A 20,598-nucleotide genomic window follows, 5' to 3' on the forward strand; every position below is an offset into this window, starting at 1 on the left:
CTTTTTCTTCCGGCGCGTTATCGATCTGGTCGAAAGCACGAGCGGCACCGCCGTAGGTTTTAGCCAGTACGGTAGTGATGGCAGCAGTCAGGGTAGTTTTACCATGGTCAACGTGGCCGATAGTACCAACGTTGACGTGCGGTTTTGTACGTTCAAATTTTTCTTTAGACACGGCTATATTCCTTACTATAGTGCTCTCACCTTCGGAGAGAGCACGGGACTTGGGTTTTAATCCTGTGGATTATTTACCACGGGCTTCAATAACGGCCTGAGCAACGTTGTTCGGCGCATCATCATACTTCAGGAATTCCATGGTGTATGATGCACGACCTTTGGTCAGAGAACGCAGCTGAGTTGCATATCCGAACATTTCAGACAGCGGAACTTCAGCGTGGATCTTAACGCCAGTAACTTCAGATTCCTGACCGCGCAGCATACCGCGGCGACGGCTCAAGTCACCAATAACGTCACCAGTGTTCTCTTCCGGCGTTTCTACTTCAACCTTCATGATCGGCTCAAGCAGAACGGGTTTTGCTTTCTTAAAGCCTTCTTTAAAGGCAATAGACGCAGCCAGTTTAAACGCCAGTTCAGAGGAGTCAACGTCGTGGTAAGAACCGAAGTGCAGACGCACGCCCAGATCAACTACCGGGTAACCCGCCAGCGGACCCGCTTTCAGCTGTTCCTGGATGCCTTTATCAACGGCCGGGATGTATTCGCCAGGGATTACACCGCCTTTAATGTCGTTGATGAACTCATAACCTTTCGGGTTAGAACCCGGCTCCAGCGGGTACATGTCGATAACAACATGACCGTACTGACCGCGACCACCAGACTGCTTAGCGTGTTTACCTTCGATATCAGTAACTTTCGCGCGAATCGCTTCACGGTAAGCAACCTGAGGTTTACCGACGTTCGCTTCAACGTTGAATTCACGCTTCATACGGTCAACGATGATGTCGAGGTGCAGCTCACCCATACCGGCGATAATAGTCTGGTTAGACTCTTCGTCAGTCCATACGCGGAATGACGGGTCTTCTTTAGCCAGACGGCCCAGAGCCAGACCCATTTTTTCCTGGTCAGCTTTGGTTTTCGGCTCAACGGCGATGGAGATTACCGGCTCCGGGAATTCCATACGTTCCAGAATGATCGGCGCATCCGGGTCACACAGGGTGTCACCGGTGGTAACGTCTTTCAGACCGATTGCAGCAGCGATGTCGCCCGCACGAACTTCTTTGATCTCTTCACGTTTGTTAGCGTGCATCTGAACGATACGACCGAAACGCTCACGCGCCGTTTTCACGGAGTTCAGTACAGTATCGCCAGAGTTAACCACACCAGAATACACGCGGAAGAAGGTCAGGTTGCCCACGAACGGGTCGGTAGCGATTTTGAACGCCAGTGCAGAGAAAGGCTCATCATCGCTCGCGTGACGCTCAGCCGGCGTGTCTTTACCGTCGTCCAGGATACCGTTGATCGCAGGTACATCAACCGGGGATGGCAGGTAATCAATTACCGCATCCAGCATCGCCTGAACACCTTTGTTCTTAAATGCAGAACCACAGGTTACCAGGATGATTTCGTTGTTCAGAACACGCTGACGCAGAGCATTTTTGATCTCGGCTTCAGTCAGTTCTTCACCACCCAGGTATTTTTCCATCAGCTCTTCAGAAGCTTCAGCTGCAGATTCGATCAGGTTCTGGTGCCATTCGTCAGCCAGATCCTGCATGTCAGCCGGGATATCTTCGTATTCGAAGGTAACGCCCTGATCTGCATCATTCCAGTTGATAGCTTTCATTTTCACCAGGTCAACAACGCCGGTGAAACCTTCTTCAGCACCAATCGCCAGCTGCAGCGGAACCGGGTTCGCGCCGAGACGGGTTTTGATCTGACTAACAACTTTCAGGAAGTTCGCGCCCATGCGGTCCATTTTGTTAACGAACGCAATGCGCGGAACTTTATATTTGTTTGCCTGACGCCATACGGTTTCAGACTGCGGCTGAACACCACCAACTGCGCAGTAAACCATTACTGCACCATCAAGCACACGCATGGAACGTTCTACTTCGATTGTGAAGTCAACGTGCCCCGGGGTGTCAATGATGTTAACGCGATGTGGTTCATACTGCTTAGCCATACCAGACCAGAATGCAGTAGTCGCGGCGGAGGTGATAGTGATACCACGCTCCTGTTCCTGCTCCATCCAGTCCATGGTGGCAGCGCCGTCATGAACTTCACCGATTTTGTGGTTTACACCGGTGTAGAACAGAATACGTTCGGTAGTAGTAGTTTTACCGGCGTCGATGTGCGCACTGATACCGATGTTACGGTAGCGTGCGATGGGTGTTGTACGAGCCATTTGATTCCTCGTTTATTTCTTTAGGCGCTCAATTAAGTTATCCAGAACGGGCGACTTATCTGAAGCGCCCGCCTGGTGACTATGACTCCGAAGGGATTACCAACGGTAGTGTGCGAACGCCTTATTGGCTTCGGCCATACGGTGAACGTCTTCACGTTTCTTAACTGCAGTACCTTTGTTGTCTGCAGCATCAGTGAGTTCGTTCGCCAGACGCAGAGCCATGGATTTATCACCACGTTTACGAGCAGCTTCAACGATCCAACGCATTGCCAGGGCATTACGACGAACCGGACGGACTTCAACTGGAACCTGATAAGTCGAACCACCAACGCGGCGAGACTTAACTTCGACAGTCGGGCGCACGTTATCGAGCGCAACTTCGAAAGCTTCCAGTTCAGATTTACCAGAGCGCTGAGCCAGGGTCTCCAGCGCGCTGTATACGATTGCTTCTGCAGTAGATTTTTTACCATCTACCATCAGGATATTGACAAATTTAGCCAGCAGTTCTGATCCGAACTTCGGATCCGGCAGAATTTTACGCTGACCAATGACGCGACGACGTGGCATGGAAATACTCCGTTGTTAATTCAGGATTGTCCAAAACTCTACGAGTTTAGTTTGACATTAATATAAAACGTTTGGCCTTACTTAACGGAGAACCATTAAGCCTTAGGACGCTTCACGCCGTACTTGGAGCGAGCTTGCTTACGGTCTTTAACGCCGGAGCAGTCAAGCGCACCACGAACGGTGTGGTAACGAACACCCGGGAGGTCTTTAACACGACCGCCACGGATCAGGATCACGGAGTGCTCCTGCAGGTTGTGACCTTCACCACCGATGTAGGAGGTGACTTCGAAACCGTTAGTCAGACGCACACGGCAAACTTTACGCAGTGCGGAGTTCGGTTTCTTAGGAGTGGTAGTATATACACGAGTACATACGCCACGTTTCTGCGGGCAGGCTTCCAGCGCCGGCACGTTGCTCTTTGCAACTTTGCGCGCGCGTGGTTTGCGTACCAGCTGGTTAATTGTTGCCATTAAATAGCTCCTGGTTTTAGCTTTTGCTTCGTAAACACGTAATAAATCGCCTCATATAATATGAGGACGCAGAATTTTAGGGCGGTGCCGAAAAGGTGTCAAGAAATATACAACGATCCCACCGTTACCAGGCTAACTGCCCTGGATGTTTGGCGATGAGCCTGACGAAATCAGTATAGCTAACTCTGACGACACTGTCCGCAATTTGCCCCGTCAGCCCGCGGGCCTCAATATCGTCTTGCAGAGCGTAGAGAGTTATGGGGGCAGATTGCAGTATTTCAACAAAACGGCCTCCAGCGATGGCCGCAACAACCCCGTCTGAGAGCAACAACAGATCGTCCCCCTCTTTAATCAAGCGGAGCATTGTCGAAATATCGGTATGCCAGGGTGATGCGCTTAGTGTGTGGAGCATACGAGCCTCAAAAACGCAGTATCACGCTGAAATCATCAAGCCGGGCGCGTAACGCCTCTGGCTCCAGCCATTCGCCATCCACAACCAATGGCGTTGTCGGATTCAGGCCGCGTTCACGCCCTGAAGCGGCACAGAACCAGCACTGATTGATGTCGTACAGCGATAGCAGTTTAAAGGTGGAGATATAATCACGCGCCAGAACTGCGGCAGGCCGCTGCCCAGGCAGTAGCTGAAATAAACCATCGCCGACGAAGAAAACGCCGATCTCTTCCGTCAGGGCTGAAGTGGCCAGCAGGGCGTCCAGCCCCTCTCTTCCCGAGGCAGAGCCGTGTGGTGCGGAGGAAAAAATAAAGGCGACGCGCTTCATCAAAACTGCACCATGCGATCACAGGTTAACGCGGCTTCCGCCAGCGCGCCCAGCCCGCTCAAGGTAAATCCTGGCTGCAAATTATGCGCAGGCAGCTCAAGCTGCCGGGCCTCCTGTTCATCGGTCACTCCGCGACGTAAAGCGGCGGCGACACAAATATGCAAGGAGACAGCATGTTCGTCATGCAGAACCTGCCACGCCCGAACCAGATCAAACTCATCGCTGGCAGGCGCCGTCAGTTGATTCGCGTTGTAGACACCTTCACGATAGAAAAAGATGCTGATCAGTTCGTGACCTTCCTGCAAAACGGCGCGGGCGAACTGCAGCGCGCTACTGGCCTGTTGCGTACCATAAGCAGGCCCAGTCACCGTGATAGCAAAGCGCATTACTTATCCAGCCCCTGGAAATCCCCGCTTTTGAACTGGCGAATGTAGAGATATACCGTGTGCTTCGAGATATTCAACCGATCGGCAACCTGGTTAATGGCATCCTTGATATCAAAGATCCCTTTCTCGTAGAGATTCAATACGATCTGACGGTTTTTGGCATTGTTAGAAACGTTACGGTCGGCATTCACCTCTTCGATGGTGAACTCAAGCGTCTGGGCAACCAGGTCGTCTACTGATGAGGCAAAATTAACCTGAGAGTTCACTTCCGTCGTTTCCGGCGGAATAAAGGTGCTCATGATCTGCGAGAAAGGCACATCAAGGTTCATGTTAATACATAACAGACCAATAACCCGGTGCTCGCGGTTGCGAATAGCAATCGTGACCGATTTCATCAGCACACCGCTTTTGGCGCGAGTAAAATAGCATTTGGAAACGCTGCTATCGGCTCCTGTCATATCATGCAACATGCGCAACGCAAGGTCAGTAATGGGCGAGCCAATTTGACGGCCGGTGTGCTCACCGTTAGCGATACGAATGGCGGAACATTTTAAGTCCTGCAATGAATGCAGTACGATTTCACAGTGGGAACCGATGAGCATCGCTAACCCGTCCACTACCGCTTCATAGGATTTGAGGATATCGAAGTCAGTCTGGTCAAAAGGACGTTGATCCAGTAAATCAAGCTCACTGGTCTCATTGGTTAAAAGCGACCTGGACATGAAAAAAAGCACTCCTTTTCAGGAGCCTGTCGTTATTGTCAGGGCAGGCTCATCATCATTATTAATCTGTCTAAAGTAATACAGCGCCTGAGGTTCTTTCCAGTCTTAATTATATCTGTCTGCAATAAAAAAGCCGCCGCCCCTGAAGGCGGCGGCTTAAATCAGATTACTTCTTAGCGTCAGCGGCTGGTGCTTCAGCAGCGGCTTCCGGTTTAGCATCGTCTTTCGGTGCCGGTTTGATATCCAGCAGTTCTACGTCAAACACCAGCGTAGAGTTAGCCGGGATACCCGGAACGCCTGTTTTGCCGTAAGCCAGATCTGGTGGAATGACCAGCTTGATTTTGCCGCCTTTCTTGATGTTTTTCAGGCCTTCGGTCCAGCCAGGGATCACGCCGTCCAGACGGAAAGAGAGCGGCTCGCCACGGGTGTAGGAGTTATCAAACTCTTTACCATCGATCAGCGTACCTTTGTAGTTGACCACAACAGTATCGCTATCTTTCGGCGCATCACCGGTACCGGCTTTCTCAATTTTGTACAGCAGACCAGATTTAGACGTTTTCACCCCTTTCTCTTTTGCAAAGGCATCGCGGTAAGCTTTACCTTTAGCCGCATTTTCAGATGCGTCTTTTTCCATTTTCTGCTGAGCGGCGGTTTTTACACGGGTTTCAAACGTCTGCAGAGTCTGTTCGATCTCCTGGTCGGACAGTTTGCTCTTATTGGCAAACGCGTCCTGCACACCGGCGATCAGCTGGTCTTTATCCAGTTTGATGCCCAGTTTCTCTTGTTCTTTCAGGGAGTTTTCCATGTAACGTCCCAGGGATGCACCCAGCGCATAAGCAGATTTCTGATCGTCATTTTTGAATGCCGATTTGCTGTCCGTTGCAGGGGTCGCTTTCGCTGCGGTATCAGCCGCAAATGTCAGCGGTGCATTCAGGGCGACGGCCATTGTGGTCGCCAGCAGCGTTACTTTAAACAGTGATTTCATCCATTTCTCCAGGGCCGGGGCATCTCACCCCAGGGTTATCGTAAAAAACAAAAAACGTACTATAGAACGTTGCCGAACAAATCTATATACAGACGTGCCTGAATATCGACTCATTTAGGACTATTTTTGTATGAATTAGTTTCCTGTCGCGCCCAACGATGCTGCGCGAATGCTGAAACTTCAGTAGAATCCGCCCGCAGGATCAGACAGAAGAGGTTACTCATGCACGATCGCACTTTAGAGACTCGCCTTGCCGAGCTGGAAAGCAGGCTGGCGTTTCAGGAAATCACTATTGAAGACCTCAACAAGACCGTTACCGCCCATGAGATAGAAATGGCCAGAATGCGCGAACATATGCGCCTGATGGTGGAAAAGCTGAAGGCCACTCAACCGTCACACATGGCTTCACAGGCAGAAGAAACGCCGCCGCCCCACTATTGAGACACAAAAAAAGCGGGTCTCCCCGCTTTTTTATTGCAGAGCGCTAGCGCGACGGAATTAGTGGCAACCGCAGCCGCCGTGACCGCCGCAACCACCTTTGCCATGATCGTGATCGTGGCCGTGGCCACCGCAGCACCCGTCATGGTCGTGGTCATGATCGTGGTCGTGACCATGAGCGCCGTGTACATGACCATGCTCCAGCTCTTCAGCCGTTGCTTCGCGAATCGCGACCACTTCAACGTTGAACTTCAGATTCTGGCCGGCCAGCATGTGGTTACCGTCGACAACAACGTGTTCGTCACCCACTTCGGTAATTTCAACCGGCACTGGCCCCTGATCGGTTTCAGCCAGGAAGCGCATGCCAACCTGCAGTTCATCAACGCCCATGAAAACGTCTTTAGGCACGCGCTGAACCAGGTTTTCGTCGTACTGGCCGTACGCGTCGTTAGCGCCGACTTCTACGTCGAATTTGTCGCCCACTTCGTGACCGCCCAGCGCATTTTCCAGGCCGGAAATCAGGGAACCGTGACCATGCAGGTAGTCCAGCGGCGCGCTTACCGGAGACTCATCAACCAACACACCGTCTTCTGTACGTACCTGATAGGCCAGGCTGACCACCAGGTCTTTTGCTACTTTCATGATATCTCCTGAGCATGGGAAGAATAGTGGCGCAGATTGTAGCGGAATTCTGCAGCCGTGTACCCTCTAGCTTAAAAAAAGCCGCCCGATAACGCTAGTCCGGATGAAAAATGCCTATCACTTGCTCTTCTTTGCGTACATGCTCACGGACCGCTTTATCCGCCTCACGCATCTGGTGACCGCACTTAACACACTCAACAATATCGACATTATTCTCACGCCACATCGCCAGCGAATCCAGAGCCTGGCACGCCGGACATTTCGCGCCGGCAATAAAACGTTTACGCACCGCCATACCCTTTACCTTTTATTCAAACTCGTCCCAGCCATCTAACTGCCGGCTCTCTTTTTGCATCTCTCGCTGAAAGATCTCCTCCAGCTCGCGCCGGGCTTCCCGCACGCGGGACACCTGAAGCGTATCACTCTGCACCGGCACTAACTCGCGCAGCATTCGCATATCAAGACGCCGAAAGTGCAACTGCGCGCGCTGCGCCTGATGAGGATGCATACCTATCGAGATAAGCGCTTTGCGTCCTAACTCCAGCGCGCTGGAAAACGTTTCGCGCGAGAATTGCGTCACTCCGGCCTGCAGCAGTTCATGTGCTTCAACGCGTCCCCGCGCGCGCGCCAGAATATGCAGATGTGGAAAGTGTTGTTGACATATTTCCACCAGCTTCATGGTATCTTCCGGCTCGTTACAAGTAATCACAATCGACTGCGCATCTTCCGCCCCTGCCGAGCGCAGGAGTTCCAGTTGCGTGGCGTCGCCAAAATAAACTTTATAGCCATATTTGCGCATCAGATTCACCGCGCTGATATCGCGCTCCAGCACCGTAATGCGCATTTTGTTGGCCATCAGCAGACGGCCAATCACCTGGCCGAAACGCCCAAAACCAACGATAATAACCTGCGGTTTATCGTCTTCAACCCACGGAACCTCATCCTCTTCCTCCGGCGTGTTGAATCGCCGCGACAGCACCTTATCAATCAGCCTCATCAGCAACGGCGTGGTCATCATCGACAGCGTCACCGTTACTAACAGTAGCGCCATCTGGTCGTTCTGAAACAGGTGAAGCGAAGCCGGAATCGAAAACAGCACAAAAGCAAACTCCCCGCCCTGACTCAGCACGCCAGCAAACTGTACTCGCTCCGGACGGCGTAAACCGTACACGTGCGCCAGAAGATACAGGACGCCGCCTTTCACCGTCACCAGAATCGCAACGCTGGTAATGACCCACAATAAATGGGTGTACAGCACGCCAATATTTAGCGCCATACCAACGGAAATAAAGAACAGCCCCAACAAGAGCCCTTTAAATGGCTCAATGGCGGTTTCCAGTTCATGACGGTACTCGCTTTCTGCCAGCAGGACTCCCGCGATAAAGGTCCCCAGAGCCATCGACAAACCAAGCGCCTCCATAAACAGCGCCGATCCGAGAACCAATAGCAAAGATGCCGCGGTAAAGACCTCCCGTACGCCAGAGCCGGCAATAAAACGGAATACCGGTCGCAGCAGAAAACGGCCGCCGATCAGCATCCCGGAGAAGGCCAGAACTTTCATTCCTGTTTTGATCCAATCAACATGGTCGTCGCCTGAACCGACAAGCACAGGCACCAATGCCAGGGCCGGGATAACCGCCAGATCCTGAAACAGCAATACGGAGAAGCCCAGTTGCCCTGACTCGCTGCGGCTCATCCCTTTCTCGCGCATCAGTTGCAGCGCCATCGCAGTGGAGGACATCGCCAGACCAATTCCCCCCACCACCGCGGCCCGCCACGAGAAGTCGCTAAGCATTAACAAACCACCAAGAATGAGTGCACTTAAAGCAACCTGTGCCGCCCCTACGCCAAAGATAGAGCTTCTCAGTCGCCAGAGCTTGGACGGATTCAGTTCCAGCCCAATGATAAACATCAGGAAGACGACGCCTAATTCCGAGAAGTGAAGAATTTCATCGACATCGCTAATAAATCGCAATCCCCAGGGGCCGATGGCGATCCCTGCCAGCAGATAGCCCAGTACAGCGCCAATTCCTAATCTCGCCGCCAGCGGTACCGCCACCACGGCGGCAAAGAGAAATAATACGCCTGCCAGTAATAGATCAGCTCCCGCCATTTGAACCTCCCCCCGTAACAGGGCTCGCCAGCCAGTCGCCATAAGCGCGGGCGCGGCTTTTCAGTTCGTCGGGAGCCTGACGCCGCGCCCAGTAGACGATGATTGGGTTCATCCAGTGCATACGGCACATACCGGCTGTCAGTTCGAAAGGGTGGAGAATGTCATTCATCGGGTAACGGTAGGCATCACGTCGGTAGGCGCTCTCCGGTTCTCCGGTCGTTATCACACTGCGCCAGTACTTTCCCGCCAGTTGATTCCCTCCCGCTCCGCTGGCAAAACCGCGGCTTAACACTCTATCCAGCCACTCTTTCATTAGCGCCGGACAGCTCCAGGTATATAACGGGTGCTGGAAAACGATCACTTCATGCTGGCGCAGAAGGTCCTGCTCACAGGCGATATCGATAAAAAAATCCGGATAATGTGCATAGAGATCGTGCACGGTAACATTCGGCAGTTGTAACGCCGGTTCAAGTAAAACCCGGTTGGCCACGGAATCCTGAGATTCTGGGTGGGCATACAACAGCAAGACTTTCGCTGCCTGAGACATCTTTCCCTCCCGAACGTCTTCTGGCGGCCTGTGCAGCGGCTGCGTTCCGACGCAACCAGAATGACTTTGTGTATCATCTTCATTTTGGGCTACCATTGCGGCCCGGTTGAGCGAGCGCTTCGCTCCACACTACATTATCATAATGACAAATTAACATAGTCAGAACATACGGCGCCTTATGATTGTTTTCTCCTCGTTACAGATTCGTCGCGGCGTACGCGTCCTGCTGGACAACGCGACTGCCACTATCAACCCCGGGCAAAAAGTTGGCCTTGTGGGTAAAAACGGCTGCGGTAAATCCACGCTGCTTTCGCTGTTGAAAAACGAGATCAGCGCCGATGGCGGCTCTGCGACCTTCCCTGGCAGCTGGCAGCTGGCATGGGTTAATCAGGAAACCCCGGCGCTGCCACAGCCCGCCATTGACTATGTTATTGATGGCGATCGCGAATTCCGCAATCTGGAGGCCGCTTTGCGCGAGGCCAACGAACGCAACGACGGTCATGCTATTGCGACGATACACGGCAAACTGGACGCCATCGACGCCTGGACCGTTCGCTCACGCGCCGCCAGCCTGTTGCACGGTCTGGGTTTCAGCAATGACCAGTTGGAAAGGCCGGTAAGCGACTTTTCCGGCGGCTGGCGTATGCGCCTTAACCTGGCGCAGGCGCTGATTTGCCGCTCCGACCTGTTGCTGCTTGATGAACCCACTAACCACCTCGATCTCGATGCGGTCATCTGGCTGGAAAAGTGGCTTCGGGGTTATACCGGTACGCTGATCCTGATCTCGCACGATCGTGATTTCCTTGACCCGATCGTCGATAAGATTATCCATATCGAACAACAGACGATGTTTGAGTACACCGGTAATTACAGTTCGTTTGAAATTCAGCGCGCAACGCGCCTTTCGCAACAGCAGGCGATGTATGAGAGCCAGCAGCAGCGTGTCGCACATCTGCAAAGCTATATCGACCGTTTTCGCGCGAAAGCCACCAAGGCCAAACAGGCGCAAAGCCGCATCAAAATGCTTGAACGCATGGAGCTCATTGCTCCGGCCCACGTTGATAACCCGTTCCACTTTAGCTTCCGCGCGCCGGAAAGCCTGCCCAACCCGCTGTTGAAGATGGAAAAGATCAGCGCGGGTTATGGTGAGCGAGTGATTCTCGACTCAATCAAGCTGAATCTGGTCCCGGGTTCACGTATCGGTCTTCTGGGGCGTAACGGCGCCGGTAAATCAACGCTGATAAAACTGCTGGCCGGTGAATTACAGCCGCTGCACGGTGAAATTGCTCTGGCGAAGGGCATCAAGCTCGGCTATTTCGCTCAGCATCAACTTGAATTTCTGCGTGCGGACGAATCGCCGTTGCAACATCTGGCGCGTCTGGCGCCGCAGGAGACGGAGCAGAAACTGCGCGACTATCTTGGCGGTTTTGGCTTCCAGAGCGACAAGGTCAATGAAGAGACAAAACGCTTCTCCGGCGGCGAGAAAGCGCGCCTGGTTCTGGCGTTAATCGTCTGGCAGCGGCCAAATCTGTTACTGCTGGATGAGCCCACCAACCATCTCGATCTTGATATGCGTCAGGCCCTGACCGAAGCGCTGATAGATTTTGAAGGCGCGCTGGTGGTGGTCTCGCATGACCGTCATCTGATTCGCTCCACCACCGACGATCTTTATCTGGTGCACGATAGCAAAGTCGAACCTTTCGACGGCGATCTCGAAGACTACCAGCAGTGGTTGAGCGATACGCAAAAACAGGAAAATCAATCCCCAGCGGGATCGAAAGAGAACAGCAATAGCGCGCAGGCACGTAAAGACCAAAAGCGTCGGGAAGCCGAATTGCGTGCTCAAACCCAGCCGCTGCGTAAAGAGATTGCCCGTCTGGAAAAAGAGATGGAAAAGTTGAACGCTAAACTGGCGCTGATCGAGGAGAAGCTCAGCGACAGCGGTTTATACGAGCAAAGCCGCAAAGCAGAGCTCACAGAGTGTTTACAGCAACAGGCCAGCGCCAAATCCTCGCTTGAAGAGTGTGAAATGGCCTGGCTGGAAGCCCAGGAACAACTGGAGCAAATGTTGCAGGAGAGTTAAAGGTGGCCCACTATTCCGGTCAGACATGCTAAACGCGCAAGAGCAATGTCAAACTTCAGAGCAACGCGGGTTTCGCCTGGCCACAAGACCACATATTGGCTAACCTGCGTATTTTATGCGCGGTATAGTATGTATAAAGATTCCGAACAGCTCTGGTGCTATGGTTGATATTACCCCCACTGAAATGACGCCTCCTGAAGACGACTCGCAGCAGTTTCATCCGATGCGCGGCGTAAGCAATCGTCATTTGCAAACCATGTTGCCGCGGCTAATCCGTCGCAAGCTCCGTTTCACACCACACTGGCAGCGCCTTGAATTACCGGACGGCGACTTTGTTGATCTGGCATGGAGCGAAGATCCTTCCCAGGCGCGCCATAAACCGCGCCTGGTGGTGTTTCATGGCCTTGAGGGCAGCCTGCATAGCCCCTATGCCCACGGCTTAATCCATGCGGCGATGCAGCGTGGCTGGCTGGGCGTGGTGATGCATTTTCGCGGCTGTAGCGGCGAGCCGAACCGCAATAACCGCATCTACCATTCAGGCGAAACGGAAGATGCCACCTGGTTCCTGCGCTGGCTCCAGCGCGAATATGGCTGCGTGCCGACGGCCGCGGTAGGCTATTCCCTCGGAGGCAATATGTTAGGCTGCCTGCTGGCGAAAGAAGGCGACGATATTCCCGTCAATGCCGCAGTGATCGTCTCAGCGCCATTTATGCTGGAAGCCTGTAGCTATCATATGGACAAAGGGTTTTCCCGTGTTTATCAACGCTACCTGCTCAACCTGTTGAAAGCTAACGCCGCGCGCAAACTCAAAGCCTATCCAGGCTCGCTGCCCGTCGATTTACGTCAGCTAAAAAGCATGCGCCGCATCCGGGAGTTTGACGACAGCATTACCGCCCGGATCCACGGTTTTGCCGATGCGCTGGACTACTATCGCCAGTGCAGCGCCATGCCGCGCTTAAGCGATATCACGAAACCAACGTTGATTATTCATGCGAAAGACGATCCTTTTATGGATCACCATTCGATTCCCCCGCAGGAACAGCTTCCGGCAAATGTCGAATATCAGCTAACGGAGCACGGCGGGCATGTTGGTTTCGTCGGCGGTACGCTGCGTAAGCCAGAGATGTGGCTGGAAAAACGGATTCCGGCCTGGCTAACCCGCTGGTTAGGAGGGAAAATATGATTATTCCCTGGCAGGATCTCGATCCCGAAACGCTGGATAATCTGATTGAAAGCTTTGTATTACGCGAAGGCACCGATTATGGTGAGCATGAACGTTCGCTGACAGATAAAGTCTCTGATGTTAAACAACAGCTAAAAAGCGGAGAAGCCGTGCTGGTGTGGTCAGAACTGCACGAGACGGTCAACATCATGCCCCGCAAGCAGTTTCACGGCTAAAGCGGCGCACACTATCGTTTACCCTGGGAGTTGTTATGTCTGCCAAACATCCGGTGATTGCCGTCACGGGCTCCAGCGGCGCGGGAACCACAACCACCAGCCTCGCCTTTCGCAAAATCTTCGCGCAGTTAAACCTGCACGCCGCTGAAGTGGAAGGCGACAGCTTTCACCGCTATACCCGCCCGGAAATGGACATGGCGATCCGCAAGGCGCGGGATCAGGGCAAGCATATCAGTTACTTTGGCCCTGAAGCGAACGACTTCGGCCTGCTGAAACAGACTTTCGTTGAATACGGGCAGAGCGGCAAAGGTCAGTCGCGCAAGTATTTACATACCTATGATGAAGCCGTACCGTGGAACCAGGTGCCGGGGACCTTCACCCCCTGGCAACCACTCCCCGAACCCACTGACGTACTGTTTTATGAAGGGCTGCATGGCGGCGTCGTTACGCCGCAGCATGATGTCGCGAGCCATGTCGACCTGCTGGTCGGCGTCGTGCCCATCGTCAATCTGGAGTGGATCCAGAAGCTTATCCGCGACACCAGCGAACGCGGGCACTCCCGTGAGGCGGTAATGGATTCCGTCGTTCGCTCAATGGAGGATTACATCAATTTCATCACCCCGCAGTTTTCGCGTACCCATCTCAACTTCCAGCGCGTTCCCACGGTGGATACCTCCAATCCCTTTGCGGCCAAAGCCATTCCTTCACTGGATGAGAGCTTTGTCGTTATCCATTTCCGTAATCTGAGAAACATCGATTTCCCCTGGCTTCTGGCCATGCTTCAGGGCTCGTTTATCTCACATATGAACACTCTGGTTGTACCGGGAGGCAAAATGGGACTGGCGATGGAGCTGATCATGACGCCGCTGGTCGAGCGGCTGATGGAAGGCAGGAAAATCAGTTAACGAATGACTCCCCCCGGTAGCGCGAACGTCTGCCGGGGTCTTGTTGGCTTACTCTTCGATCACTTCATAAGAGTGGGTAATATTTACCGCTTTCTCCAGCATCAGCGCCACCGAGCAATATTTTTCCGCTGACAGGTCAACAGCACGAGAAACGGCAGCCTCTTTCAGCGCCTTACCGGTCACGATAAAATGCAGATTAATATGGGTAAACAGACGCGGCGCCTCTTCCCGACGTTCCGAGGTCAGCTTGACTTCACAGTTGGTGACGTTATGGCGCCCCTTCTGTAAAATGGAGACGACGTCAATCGCGCTGCATCCGCCCGCCGCCATCAGCACCATTTCCATCGGGCTGGGGGCTTTATCACCGGAATTCCCGTCCATCAGAATCTGGTGACCAGAAGCCGACTCTCCAATGAAGGTTAACCCTTCAACCCACTTCACTCGCGCTTGCATAAATTGAACTCCAGAGCTGTAATTTTCCTGACAGATTACGCGCACATAACAATTCTGGCAACGGAAGGCGACCTGGGTCATGCTGAAGCGAGACACCAGGAGACATGCAGCGAAAGCTATGCTAAAACAGTCTGGATGCTACAGTAATACATTGATGTACTGCATGTATGCAGAGGAGTTCACATTACAGGCTGCGGAAAAATTCCAGCCAGATTCCCAGGTACAGGGATTTAATACGATTGCATGCCCGGATGCCGTGTAGTGTCGGCACCCGGAGATAGCTGATAACAGAGGATAACCGCGCATGGTGCTTGGCAAACCGCAAACAGACCCTACCCTCGAATGGTTCTTGTCTCATTGCCACATTCATAAGTACCCCTCAAAGAGCACGCTGATCCACCAGGGTGAGAAAGCAGAAACGCTGTACTACATCGTTAAAGGCTCAGTGGCTGTACTCATCAAGGATGAAGAAGGCAAAGAGATGATCCTCTCTTACCTCAACCAGGGCGATTTCATCGGTGAATTAGGCTTGTTTGAAGAAGGTCAGGAACGTAGCGCCTGGGTACGTGCTAAAACCGCATGTGAAGTGGCTGAAATCTCCTACAAAAAATTCCGTCAGTTGATCCAGGTAAACCCGGATATCCTGATGCGTCTCTCTTCGCAAATGGCGCGTCGCCTGCAGGTTACGTCTGAGAAAGTGGGTAACCTTGCCTTCCTCGACGTTACCGGTCGCATCGCTCAGACGCTGCTGAATCTGGCAAAACAGCCGGATGCAATGACCCACCCCGACGGTATGCAAATTAAAATTACCCGTCAGGAAATTGGTCAGATCGTCGGCTGCTCCCGCGAAACCGTTGGCCGGATACTGAAAATGCTGGAAGATCAAAACCTGATCTCCGCGCACGGTAAAACTATCGTCGTCTACGGTACCCGTTAAGTCGGTAAAACGGCGTATTGTCTGACAATACGCCGTTTTTGTTTCCTCCCCATGTGGCGCAGGCTGATTTATCACCCGGAAGTCAACTATGCACTGCGGCAAACGCTGGTGTTATGTCTGCCAGTTGCAACGGGACTTCTTCTTGGTCATTTACAGCAGGGACTCCTGTTTTCCCTCGTTCCTGCCTGCTGCAATATTGCCGGTCTGGATACACCGCATAAACGCTTCTTTAAGCGCCTGATCATTGGCGGCTGCTTGTTCGCTGGCAGTAGCCTGATTGTCCAGCTCCTTCTGCAGCGGGAAATTCCTTTACCACTAATCCTGACCGGGCTGACCCTGATTCTCGGCGTTACTGCCGAAATCAGTTCGCTTCATGCGAGATTGTTACCCGCCTCGCTTATCGCCGCCAGTTTTACTCTGAGCCTTGCAGGCAATATGCCGATCCAGGAACCGTTGCTAATCTATGCACTCGGCACCCTATGGTATGGAATTTTTAACTGGTTCTGGTTTTGGCTGTGGCGCGAACAGCCGCTGCGCGAATCTCTGAGCCTGCTCTATCGGGAGCTGGCCAGTTATTGTGAAGCCAAATACAGCCTGCTGACCCAGCATACCGATCCGGCCACCTCGTTGCCGCCCCTGCTCAACCGCCAACAAAAAGTGGTCGATCTGATTACCCAGTGCTACCAGCAGATGCATATGCTGGCGGCCAACCAGCACAGCGATCATAAACGCCTGCTGCGCGCTTTCCAGGTTGGTCTGGATCTCCAGGAGCACATCTCCGTCAGCCTGCACCAACCGGAAGAGGTGCAGAAACTGGTGGAGCGCAGCCACGCAGAAGCGGTAATTCGCTGGAACGCGCAAACCATCGCCGCTCGACTGCGCGAACTGGCGGATGATCTGCTTTACCATCGCTATCCTCAGCGCTTTCAGATGGATAAACAGATCGGCGCTCTGGAAAAGATCGCCTGGCAGCATCCGGATAACCCGGTCGGCCAGTTTTGCGCCTGGCATTTCAGTCGCATTGCCCGGGTTTTACGCACCCAGCGCCCTCTGTACTCCCGAAATCTGATGGCGGATAAAACCCGCCGCCTGCCGCTGCTACCGGCGTTGAAAAGCTATCTGTCGCTTAAATCACCGGCGTTACGTAACGCGGCGCGCATCAGCGTAATGCTGAGTGTCGCCAGCCTGATGGGCAGCGCGTTGCATTTACCAAAACCCTACTGGATTTTGATGACCGTGCTCTTCGTGACGCAAAACGGCTACAGCGCAACACGGGTGCGGATCGTCCACCGGGCTGCCGGGACATTTGCCGGATTAGTCATCGCCGGACTGACGCTGCATTTTCACGTCCCGGAAGGTTATACGCTAACCGCCATGCTCTTCATCACGCTATTAAGCTACCTGATTATTCGTAAGAATTACGGCTGGGCGATGGTCGGGTTTACCGTTACGGCGGTATATACCCTGCAACTGCTCACCCTGAACGGCGAACAGATTATTGTTGCCAGGCTGGTTGATACGCTGATTGGCTGCCTGATTGCCTTCGGCGGAATGCTCTGGTTATGGCCGCAGTGGCAGAGCGGCCTGCTACGCAAAAACGCCCACGATGCGCTGGAAGCCGATCAGGGAGCCATCCGGCTTATTCTTAGCGACGATCATCAGGCCCCTGCGCTGGCCTATCAGCGAATGCGCGTCAATCAGGCCCATAATGCGCTGTTTAACTCACTGAATCAGGCGATGCTGGAACCTGGTTTTAACACACACTATCTGGAAGATATGAAGCTGTGGGTCACCCATAGCCAGTTCATCGTCGAACATATTAATGCCATGACAACGCTGGCGCGCGAGCACAATATGCTGACGCCGGATTTAGCGCAACGTTATCTGGAGTCGTGCGAAATTGCGCTCCAGCGCTGTCAGCAACGTCTGGATTCCGATGGGCCAGGCAGCGCAGGAGATGTGAACATTATGGAAGCGCAGGATGCCGAGGTTCCCCGCGGCCCGCTCAGCGCCATGGAGCAGCATTTGCAGCGGATCCTTGGGCATCTGAACACCATGCACACGATTTCGTCGGTGGCATGGCGTCAGCGCCCACATCATGGCATCTGGCTACGGGCCGCTAAGCGCTAAGCACGCGCTCAACCGCATGGGCAAAGCGCGTCATCCCTTCGGCAATATCGCTGTCGTCAATCACCAGCGACGGCACAAAACGCATCACGTCCGGGCCGGCATTAAGTACCATCACCCCGGCATCTGCCGCGGCATACAGAAAATCACGCGCCCGGCCTTTATACTGTGGTTTCAGCTCAGCGCCGATCAACAGCCCCATCCCGCGGATATCGCTGAACAGCTCGAACCTGGCGTCAATTTGCTGGAGCTGTTTAACGAACAACGCCCGTTTAGCCGTGACCCCCTCAAGCACTTCCGGCGTATTAATCAGATCGAACGCCGCCCCGCCGACCGCGCAGGCCAGCGGGTTGCCGCCGTAGGTTGAACCATGAGAACCCGCATGGAAAGCGCTGGCGATTTCATGGGTAGTCAACATTGCGCTAATAGGGAAACCGCCGCCAAGCGCCTTAGCGCTGGTCAGAATATCCGGCGTCACGCCATAGTGCATATACGCGAACAGCGAGCCTGTGCGCCCCATGCCGCACTGTACTTCATCAAACACCAATAGTGCCTGGTGCTGGTCGCACAGTTCACGCAGCCCTTGCAGGAATTCAGGCGTTGCCGCCATAACGCCGCCTTCCCCCTGAATTGGCTCAACCACCACCGCACAGGTATGATCGTCCATCACGGCCTTCACCGCATGCAGGTCATTGAACGGCACGTGAATGATATCGGCGGGTTTCGGGCCAAAACCATCGGAGTATTTTGGCTGGCCGCCGACGGACACGGTAAACAGCGACCGACCGTGGAAAGCGTTATGGAAAGCGATAATTTTAGTTTTGTACGGGTTATGACGCGTCACGGTGTAATGGCGTGCCAGTTTGAAAGCCGTTTCATTGGCTTCCGTCCCGGAGTTCATAAATACCACGCGGTCAGCAAACGTCGCATCGACCAGCTTCCGGCCCAGGCGCAAAGCCGGTTCATTGGTGAAAACGTTACTGGTGTGCCACAGCTTTTCACCCTGTTCATGGAGTGCCGCCACCAGCGCCGGATGGCAATGACCGAGCGCGGTTACAGCAATACCGCCAGCGAAATCAACGTACTCTTTGCCCTGCTGATCCCATACGCGGCTACCTTTACCCTTCACCGGAATAAATTCTGCCGGTGCATAAATCGGCAAAATGACCTCATCGAATGTCGCGCGGGTGATTGCCGGTTGTTCTGTTGCCATGTCATGCCCATCCTTCTTCGTTATGCAGCGATGATTATGATAATCTAATCACAAAATATGCATAAAAAATCACTCAATGGCAACCACAAATCACCGATTGAGAAAGTTTGCCAGCAGTTGATGCCCCTGCTCGCTGAGAATACTCTCCGGATGAAACTGCACGCCCTCCAGATCAAATTCACGGTGGCGAATCCCCATAATTTCGCCCTCTTCGCTTCGGGCGGTCACCTCAAAGCATTCGGGTAACGTCAAAGGAGCAATCAACAAAGAGTGGTAGCGGGTGACGGTAAGTGGATTATTCAGCCCCTGGAACACGCCTTGACCATTGTGGCTGACAGGCGACGTTTTACCGTGCATCACTCTGACGGCCCGCACGATAGTGGCGCCGAAAACCTGCGCGATTGCCTGATGGCCCAGGCAAACGCCTAAAAGTGGGATCTTGCCGGAAAAGTGGCGAATCACCGCCAGCGAAATCCCTGATTCATCTGGCGTGCAGGGGCCCGGAGAGATAACAATTTTCGTCGGCGCAAGCGCGATAATCCCCTCCAGCGTCAGCTCATCGTTACGCCTGACCAGCACTTCCGCCCCCAGTTCACAAAAATACTGATACAAATTCCAGGTGAAAGAATCGTAGTTGTCGATAAGCAGGATCATAGCGGCTCCGGAAGTCACAAACCGGGCTATTTTACTCAGATTCGCGGTTTTCGCTTATCACTTTGCAAAAGACAGGTTGATTTATCTGGCGGGCGATACGGAGAGGACATTGCGCGAGCATCGCACCCGCGCAGGAGGAATGCTTTATGGCAGCACTTTTGCCGACAGAATAACGATAGGTTTAGACGGGACATTCTGATATGGCCCAACATTATGAGTCGGTACCTGAGAAATCTTATCCGCCACGTCCATGCCTTTTACCACTTTACCAAAGACCGCATAGCCAAAATCACGCTGACCGTGATCGAGGAAAGCGTTATCCGCAATATTAATAAAGAACTGACTGGTGGCGCTGTCGCGATCGGCGGTACGCGCCATCGCGATGGTCCCGCGGGTATTGCGCAGACCGTTATCGGCTTCATTTTTAATCGGTGGATTCGGCTGCTTTTGCTGCATTTGTTCGTTAAAACCGCCGCCCTGTATCATAAAACCCGGAATGACACGGTGAAAGGTGGTGTGGTTATAGAAACCACTGTTAACGTACTTCAGGAAATTCTCAACCGAGATCGGCGCTTTCTGGCTATTTAGCTCCAGCTCAATATTGCCCGCAGAGGTAGTCAGCAACACATGGGGATCCCCCTTTGCCGCCATGGCAGGGGAAAATGCTGAAATGGCAAAAACGGCAGCCACCGCCGCGAGAGTTGATTTGAGCATGGACATTCCTTAACGGAGCAGGATAAAAAAGCAAGTGGCTTGATTCTAAAGAGCCTTTGTCCCGTGGGCCAGCCTTTTACCTAATTTTACTTAGCTGAAATACTTGTAA

At 53.2% G+C, this 20,598-nt stretch carries 24 protein-coding genes; 7 read left to right on the forward strand and 17 right to left on the reverse strand.

Translation table 11 applies throughout. From position 1 onward, the window contains the following. The 9 genes from ABK821_RS21655 to fkpA all read right to left on the reverse strand — a co-directional run. A partial coding sequence (locus ABK821_RS21655) for a GTP-binding protein (RefSeq protein ID WP_072107095.1) occupies positions 1-172 on the reverse strand: 172 nt, incomplete at its 3' end. A 69-nt stretch (positions 173-241) separates the two neighbouring features. After that, positions 242-2,356 (reverse strand): elongation factor G, encoded by a 2,115-nt coding sequence (gene fusA / locus ABK821_RS21660; RefSeq protein WP_138359186.1) that lies wholly within the window; start codon positions 2,354-2,356, stop codon positions 242-244. Between the two features lie 96 nt (positions 2,357-2,452). Further along, on the reverse strand, positions 2,453-2,923 hold the full coding sequence (gene rpsG, locus ABK821_RS21665; protein ID WP_002436307.1) for a 30S ribosomal protein S7: 471 nt from the start codon (positions 2,921-2,923) through the stop codon (positions 2,453-2,455). Positions 2,924-3,018: 95 nt separating this feature from the next. Continuing rightward, positions 3,019-3,393 (reverse strand): 30S ribosomal protein S12, encoded by a 375-nt coding sequence (gene rpsL, locus ABK821_RS21670; protein WP_002920115.1) that lies wholly within the window; start codon positions 3,391-3,393, stop codon positions 3,019-3,021. A gap of 124 nt (positions 3,394-3,517) precedes the next feature. Further along, positions 3,518-3,805, reverse strand: a complete 288-nt coding sequence (tusB, locus tag ABK821_RS21675) for a sulfurtransferase complex subunit TusB (RefSeq protein ID WP_138359188.1) — start codon at positions 3,803-3,805, stop codon at positions 3,518-3,520. A 7-nt stretch (positions 3,806-3,812) separates the two neighbouring features. Continuing rightward, on the reverse strand, positions 3,813-4,172 hold the full coding sequence (tusC, locus tag ABK821_RS21680; RefSeq protein ID WP_138359190.1) for a sulfurtransferase complex subunit TusC: 360 nt from the start codon (positions 4,170-4,172) through the stop codon (positions 3,813-3,815). Further along, entirely contained in the window at positions 4,172-4,558 is a 387-nt protein-coding gene (gene tusD / locus ABK821_RS21685; RefSeq protein ID WP_138359192.1) for a sulfurtransferase complex subunit TusD, read from the reverse strand. The genes tusC and tusD overlap by 1 nt, the downstream gene beginning before the upstream one ends. After that, positions 4,558-5,280 (reverse strand): transcriptional regulator, encoded by a 723-nt coding sequence (locus ABK821_RS21690; RefSeq protein ID WP_110275001.1) that lies wholly within the window; start codon positions 5,278-5,280, stop codon positions 4,558-4,560. Before ABK821_RS21690 ends, tusD begins: the two co-directional genes overlap by 1 nt. A 166-nt stretch (positions 5,281-5,446) precedes the next feature. Beyond that, positions 5,447-6,265 (reverse strand): FKBP-type peptidyl-prolyl cis-trans isomerase, encoded by an 819-nt coding sequence (fkpA, locus tag ABK821_RS21695; RefSeq protein ID WP_138359194.1) that lies wholly within the window; start codon positions 6,263-6,265, stop codon positions 5,447-5,449. Between the two features lie 222 nt (positions 6,266-6,487). Here fkpA and ABK821_RS21700 point away from each other — a divergent pair, with 222 nt between their 5' ends. Then, positions 6,488-6,706, forward strand: a complete 219-nt coding sequence (locus ABK821_RS21700; RefSeq protein ID WP_138359196.1) for a protein SlyX — start codon at positions 6,488-6,490, stop codon at positions 6,704-6,706. 57 nt (positions 6,707-6,763) lie between these two features. Here the strand turns inward: ABK821_RS21700 and slyD are convergent, their stop codons facing one another. The 4 genes from slyD to kefG form a co-directional block, all read right to left on the reverse strand. Beyond that, positions 6,764-7,345, reverse strand: coding sequence for a peptidylprolyl isomerase (slyD, locus tag ABK821_RS21705; RefSeq protein ID WP_138359198.1), 582 nt, complete (start codon positions 7,343-7,345; stop codon positions 6,764-6,766). Positions 7,346-7,439: 94 nt separating this feature from the next. Further along, positions 7,440-7,640 carry a YheV family putative zinc ribbon protein gene (locus ABK821_RS21710; RefSeq protein ID WP_138359200.1) on the reverse strand — a complete coding sequence of 67 codons (201 nt, stop codon included), beginning with the start codon at positions 7,638-7,640 and terminating at the stop codon, positions 7,440-7,442. Between the two features lie 12 nt (positions 7,641-7,652). Then, entirely contained in the window at positions 7,653-9,458 is a 1,806-nt protein-coding gene (gene kefB / locus ABK821_RS21715) for a glutathione-regulated potassium-efflux system protein KefB (protein ID WP_138359202.1), read from the reverse strand. After that, the gene (gene kefG, locus ABK821_RS21720; protein WP_138359204.1) at positions 9,445-10,005 is read right to left on the reverse strand and encodes a glutathione-regulated potassium-efflux system ancillary protein KefG; all 561 of its coding nucleotides are present in this window, start codon (positions 10,003-10,005) and stop codon (positions 9,445-9,447) included. The genes kefB and kefG overlap by 14 nt, the downstream gene beginning before the upstream one ends. Positions 10,006-10,183: 178 nt before the next feature. Between kefG and ABK821_RS21725 the strand changes: the two genes are divergently transcribed. The 4 genes from ABK821_RS21725 (at position 10,184) to ABK821_RS21740 (ending at position 14,391) form a co-directional block, all read left to right on the forward strand. After that, the gene (locus ABK821_RS21725; RefSeq protein WP_308561573.1) at positions 10,184-12,088 is read left to right on the forward strand and encodes an ABC transporter ATP-binding protein; all 1,905 of its coding nucleotides are present in this window, start codon (positions 10,184-10,186) and stop codon (positions 12,086-12,088) included. Between the two features lie 184 nt (positions 12,089-12,272). Further along, complete coding sequence (locus ABK821_RS21730; protein ID WP_171034816.1) at positions 12,273-13,271, forward strand: hydrolase; 999 nt, start codon at positions 12,273-12,275, stop codon at positions 13,269-13,271. Continuing rightward, positions 13,268-13,486 (forward strand): YheU family protein, encoded by a 219-nt coding sequence (locus ABK821_RS21735; protein WP_138359210.1) that lies wholly within the window; start codon positions 13,268-13,270, stop codon positions 13,484-13,486. The genes ABK821_RS21730 and ABK821_RS21735 overlap by 4 nt, the downstream gene beginning before the upstream one ends. Positions 13,487-13,521: 35 nt before the next feature. Further along, the gene (locus tag ABK821_RS21740; protein WP_142503084.1) at positions 13,522-14,391 is read left to right on the forward strand and encodes a phosphoribulokinase; all 870 of its coding nucleotides are present in this window, start codon (positions 13,522-13,524) and stop codon (positions 14,389-14,391) included. A gap of 48 nt (positions 14,392-14,439) precedes the next feature. Here the strand turns inward: ABK821_RS21740 and ABK821_RS21745 are convergent, their stop codons facing one another. Continuing rightward, positions 14,440-14,844: an OsmC family protein gene (locus ABK821_RS21745; RefSeq protein WP_138359214.1), complete on the reverse strand. Its 405-nt coding sequence runs from the start codon at positions 14,842-14,844 to the stop codon at positions 14,440-14,442. Between the two features lie 304 nt (positions 14,845-15,148). Here ABK821_RS21745 and crp point away from each other — a divergent pair, with 304 nt between their 5' ends. After that, complete coding sequence (gene crp / locus ABK821_RS21750) at positions 15,149-15,781, forward strand: cAMP-activated global transcriptional regulator CRP (protein WP_000242758.1); 633 nt, start codon at positions 15,149-15,151, stop codon at positions 15,779-15,781. Positions 15,782-15,832: 51 nt separating this feature from the next. Next, positions 15,833-17,911, forward strand: a complete 2,079-nt coding sequence (locus tag ABK821_RS21755; RefSeq protein WP_343178049.1) for a YccS/YhfK family putative transporter — start codon at positions 15,833-15,835, stop codon at positions 17,909-17,911. On the opposite strand, the gene ABK821_RS21760 is transcribed toward ABK821_RS21755, so the two are convergent. The 3 genes from ABK821_RS21760 to ppiA form a co-directional block, all read right to left on the reverse strand. After that, entirely contained in the window at positions 17,901-19,121 is a 1,221-nt protein-coding gene (locus ABK821_RS21760; RefSeq protein ID WP_138359218.1) for an aspartate aminotransferase family protein, read from the reverse strand. The two genes, ABK821_RS21755 and ABK821_RS21760, sit on opposite strands and share 11 nt — an antisense overlap. Before the next feature lie 90 nt (positions 19,122-19,211). Continuing rightward, on the reverse strand, positions 19,212-19,775 hold the full coding sequence (gene pabA, locus ABK821_RS21765; protein WP_138359220.1) for an aminodeoxychorismate synthase component 2: 564 nt from the start codon (positions 19,773-19,775) through the stop codon (positions 19,212-19,214). Between the two features lie 144 nt (positions 19,776-19,919). Next, positions 19,920-20,489, reverse strand: a complete 570-nt coding sequence (ppiA, locus tag ABK821_RS21770) for a peptidylprolyl isomerase A (RefSeq protein ID WP_138359222.1) — start codon at positions 20,487-20,489, stop codon at positions 19,920-19,922. Positions 20,490-20,598 lie beyond the last annotated feature (109 nt).

Source organism: Klebsiella sp. KE9456 (assembly GCF_043832615.1).
Taxonomy (GTDB): domain Bacteria; phylum Pseudomonadota; class Gammaproteobacteria; order Enterobacterales; family Enterobacteriaceae; genus Klebsiella; species Klebsiella indica.

What these genes read in the sequence shown, in the direction of transcription:
- fusA (WP_138359186.1), bottom strand. Translation starts at nt 2,356, where the DNA reads ATGGCTCGTACAACACCCATCGCACGCTACCGTAACATCGGTATCAGT.
- rpsG (WP_002436307.1), bottom strand. Translation starts at nt 2,923, where the DNA reads ATGCCACGTCGTCGCGTCATTGGTCAGCGTAAAATTCTGCCGGATCCG.
- rpsL (WP_002920115.1), bottom strand. Translation starts at nt 3,393, where the DNA reads ATGGCAACAATTAACCAGCTGGTACGCAAACCACGCGCGCGCAAAGTT.
- tusB (WP_138359188.1), bottom strand. Translation starts at nt 3,805, where the DNA reads ATGCTCCACACACTAAGCGCATCACCCTGGCATACCGATATTTCGACA.
- tusC (WP_138359190.1), bottom strand. Translation starts at nt 4,172, where the DNA reads ATGAAGCGCGTCGCCTTTATTTTTTCCTCCGCACCACACGGCTCTGCC.
- tusD (WP_138359192.1), bottom strand. Translation starts at nt 4,558, where the DNA reads ATGCGCTTTGCTATCACGGTGACTGGGCCTGCTTATGGTACGCAACAG.
- ABK821_RS21690 (WP_110275001.1), bottom strand. Translation starts at nt 5,280, where the DNA reads ATGTCCAGGTCGCTTTTAACCAATGAGACCAGTGAGCTTGATTTACTG.
- fkpA (WP_138359194.1), bottom strand. Translation starts at nt 6,265, where the DNA reads ATGAAATCACTGTTTAAAGTAACGCTGCTGGCGACCACAATGGCCGTC.
- ABK821_RS21700 (WP_138359196.1), top strand. Translation starts at nt 6,488, where the DNA reads ATGCACGATCGCACTTTAGAGACTCGCCTTGCCGAGCTGGAAAGCAGG.
- slyD (WP_138359198.1), bottom strand. Translation starts at nt 7,345, where the DNA reads ATGAAAGTAGCAAAAGACCTGGTGGTCAGCCTGGCCTATCAGGTACGT.
- ABK821_RS21710 (WP_138359200.1), bottom strand. Translation starts at nt 7,640, where the DNA reads ATGGCGGTGCGTAAACGTTTTATTGCCGGCGCGAAATGTCCGGCGTGC.
- kefB (WP_138359202.1), bottom strand. Translation starts at nt 9,458, where the DNA reads ATGGCGGGAGCTGATCTATTACTGGCAGGCGTATTATTTCTCTTTGCC.
- kefG (WP_138359204.1), bottom strand. Translation starts at nt 10,005, where the DNA reads ATGTCTCAGGCAGCGAAAGTCTTGCTGTTGTATGCCCACCCAGAATCT.
- ABK821_RS21725 (WP_308561573.1), top strand. Translation starts at nt 10,184, where the DNA reads ATGATTGTTTTCTCCTCGTTACAGATTCGTCGCGGCGTACGCGTCCTG.
- ABK821_RS21730 (WP_171034816.1), top strand. Translation starts at nt 12,273, where the DNA reads ATGACGCCTCCTGAAGACGACTCGCAGCAGTTTCATCCGATGCGCGGC.
- ABK821_RS21735 (WP_138359210.1), top strand. Translation starts at nt 13,268, where the DNA reads ATGATTATTCCCTGGCAGGATCTCGATCCCGAAACGCTGGATAATCTG.
- ABK821_RS21740 (WP_142503084.1), top strand. Translation starts at nt 13,522, where the DNA reads ATGTCTGCCAAACATCCGGTGATTGCCGTCACGGGCTCCAGCGGCGCG.
- ABK821_RS21745 (WP_138359214.1), bottom strand. Translation starts at nt 14,844, where the DNA reads ATGCAAGCGCGAGTGAAGTGGGTTGAAGGGTTAACCTTCATTGGAGAG.
- crp (WP_000242758.1), top strand. Translation starts at nt 15,149, where the DNA reads ATGGTGCTTGGCAAACCGCAAACAGACCCTACCCTCGAATGGTTCTTG.
- ABK821_RS21755 (WP_343178049.1), top strand. Translation starts at nt 15,833, where the DNA reads ATGTGGCGCAGGCTGATTTATCACCCGGAAGTCAACTATGCACTGCGG.
- ABK821_RS21760 (WP_138359218.1), bottom strand. Translation starts at nt 19,121, where the DNA reads ATGGCAACAGAACAACCGGCAATCACCCGCGCGACATTCGATGAGGTC.
- pabA (WP_138359220.1), bottom strand. Translation starts at nt 19,775, where the DNA reads ATGATCCTGCTTATCGACAACTACGATTCTTTCACCTGGAATTTGTAT.
- ppiA (WP_138359222.1), bottom strand. Translation starts at nt 20,489, where the DNA reads ATGCTCAAATCAACTCTCGCGGCGGTGGCTGCCGTTTTTGCCATTTCA.